The sequence below is a fragment of the Thermodesulfovibrio sp. genome, from assembly GCF_049969575.1.
Classification (GTDB): Bacteria; Nitrospirota; Thermodesulfovibrionia; order Thermodesulfovibrionales; family Thermodesulfovibrionaceae; genus Thermodesulfovibrio; species Thermodesulfovibrio obliviosus.
Genome location: NZ_JBMFOO010000043.1, coordinates 1 through 2,128, shown reverse-complemented (window position 1 = coordinate 2,128; position 2,128 = coordinate 1). Strand labels below are relative to the sequence as shown.

Sequence of the window (2,128 nt, the reverse complement as noted above, 5' to 3'; positions counted from 1 at the left end):
CAGGTCCAAGCACTGTGGCAAGCTCATTTGCTCCTGTATTGTAGGAAATTAAAAATCCACTTAAAAGAAGCAAAACTTTCAGAATTCTTTCAATCTGAAAGAAAGAAAATTTTGAAATAGTTTTTTCAAGAACTTTATAAAAGACAAAAGAAAATCCCACTGCCATAAAAGGAGAGATAACCCAGGAGATAACTATTTTAAGAAATGCTGAAAAGTTTACATTCACACCAGCAGCCACAGCAGAGCCAATTAAACTTCCAATTATTACCTGATGAGTAGAAAGTGGAAGTTTACGCCAGTTTGAAAATATTATTAAAAATGCTGAAACTGTCATAGAGACAATGAGAATTGAGAGATTTACATCTACAAGATTTTTACCAACAGTTTTCATTACTTTACTTCCTTGAAGCATTATTCCTACAAATACAAGACCACCAAAAAGTAATATTGCTCTTTTGAGTTTAATTATTCCAGAACCTACACATATACTCAATGCATTGGATGCGTCATTTGAACCTACGCAGAATGCAATGAGAAAACTGACTAAGACAGCAATTTCCGTCATAAAGTTATCTCAGGCTTATCTCAATTACATAAAGATAATCACTTGCATCTTCTATTAAATCACTTATTTTTGTTAAATACTCTACAAAATCTGATATTATTTTGCCATCCCAAAAGTTTTTTATCTCAACTTTTCTTAATTTTTCTGTTATATCAAACTTAAGGTCATCAACCTGCTTTTCATATATTCTTATGGCAAGATTTTTTTCCTTAAGGTCTCCTTTAGTAATCAGACTGTCAAAGGCAATTGAAAGGAGTTCACATATATTGGTATTTATGGAAGCAATTTTTACACATTCCGATTCAATTATCTTATAAAGTTCCATGTTAATATATCTAAATTCAAAGGCAGCATCTTCAAGAACATCAAAGGCTTCATCAACCATTTCTATAAATTTGCAGATGTTAGGTCTTATAAAGGGTAAAAAGGCACCCTCATGGATTGTAGAGATAATTCTTCTTCTAATTGAATCAGCCTCTCTTTCAAAATCTGCAACGCAGAATGTAGCTTCAACATTGGCTGTTGTTATGGCAGACTTAAAGCATTCAGTTGCTGAACATAAAATTTTTATATGCGTTTTAATATCTTCTATTACTTTTTTTTCTAATTTGCCACCAGAAATAATTTTATTGAGCATCATTGTCTCCTTGCTCTTTCTATTAAAGAAGCACCCATTACATCCAGTAAAGATACAACTCCAACAATTGCTTTACCTTCATGAACAAAAACTCTTGCTATGTTGAATTTTTCCATAAGCTTTATTAGATGTTCCAATTCTGTTTCTTTATCAATGCTTATAACAGGTTTTGATGCAATTTCTTCTACTCTGATTTTGTGGGGATCAAGGTTTTTTGCAATTACTTTAAAGACAATATCTCTGACAGTTATTACTCCATATACATCTTTTTCGTCTCTTGGCAGAACTATTAAAGACCTCATTCTTTTATCAACCAGTCTTTCAATAGCATCATAAACTGTTTCCTCAGGTTTTATTGTTTCCAGTTTGGTGTTCATTATTTCTTTTACTTTGGTATTCATTTTTTCCTCCATTTAGATTATTTTGTTAAAATATTTTAAAATATTATTATATGGTTTTTTTAAAAAGTTGACAATTATCTCTAAAAATTCTTATATTATAAGTTATAAATGCCACCGTAGCTCAGCGGGTAGAGCAGCTGATTTGTAATCAGCGGGTCGGGGGTTCAAATCCCTTCGGTGGCTTGAATTGCTTGAAAATAAAAAGATATAATATTAACAATGGAGGGGTACCCGAGTGGCCAAAGGGGACAGGCTGTAAACCTGTTGGCGTTTGCCTTCGAAGGTTCGAATCCTTCCCCCTCCATATATGCGGGAATAGCTCAGCGGTAGAGCGTCAGCCTTCCAAGCTGAGGGTCGCGGGTTCAAATCCCGTTTCCCGCTTTTTTATGCCCATGTAGCTCAGTTGGCAGAGCACGTCCTTGGTAAGGACGAGGCCACCGGTTCGATCCCGGTCATGGGCTTTAAGAAGAAAATAAAGTTTTAAAGATTTTAAGGAGGAAGGTAATGGGAAAGGCAAAGTTTGAG

3 protein-coding genes and 4 tRNA genes are annotated in these 2,128 nt (G+C 34.3%); 4 read left to right on the top strand and 3 right to left on the bottom strand.

Translation table 11 applies throughout. The features are described from left to right. The 3 genes from ACP5O9_RS08450 to ACP5O9_RS08440 form a co-directional block, all read right to left on the bottom strand. The coding region (locus tag ACP5O9_RS08450; RefSeq protein ID WP_428723824.1) for an anion permease at positions 1-565 on the bottom strand (565 nt) is incomplete at its 3' end. A 4-nt stretch (positions 566-569) separates the two neighbouring features. Next, positions 570-1,202, bottom strand: a complete 633-nt coding sequence (locus tag ACP5O9_RS08445) for a TIGR00153 family protein (RefSeq protein ID WP_428723823.1) — start codon at positions 1,200-1,202, stop codon at positions 570-572. Next, complete coding sequence (locus tag ACP5O9_RS08440; protein ID WP_353685804.1) at positions 1,202-1,603, bottom strand: CBS domain-containing protein; 402 nt, start codon at positions 1,601-1,603, stop codon at positions 1,202-1,204. Before ACP5O9_RS08440 ends, ACP5O9_RS08445 begins: the two co-directional genes overlap by 1 nt. A gap of 110 nt (positions 1,604-1,713) precedes the next feature. Between ACP5O9_RS08440 and ACP5O9_RS08435 the strand changes: the two genes are divergently transcribed. The 4 genes from ACP5O9_RS08435 (at position 1,714) to ACP5O9_RS08420 (ending at position 2,064) form a co-directional block, all read left to right on the top strand. Continuing rightward, positions 1,714-1,786: transfer RNA gene (locus ACP5O9_RS08435), tRNA-Thr, on the top strand. Between the two features lie 38 nt (positions 1,787-1,824). Next, positions 1,825-1,907: transfer RNA gene (locus tag ACP5O9_RS08430), tRNA-Tyr, on the top strand. Positions 1,908-1,912: 5 nt separating this feature from the next. Then, a tRNA-Gly gene (locus tag ACP5O9_RS08425) sits at positions 1,913-1,984 on the top strand. Between the two features lie 7 nt (positions 1,985-1,991). Further along, positions 1,992-2,064, top strand: a tRNA-Thr gene (locus ACP5O9_RS08420). Positions 2,065-2,128 lie beyond the last annotated feature (64 nt).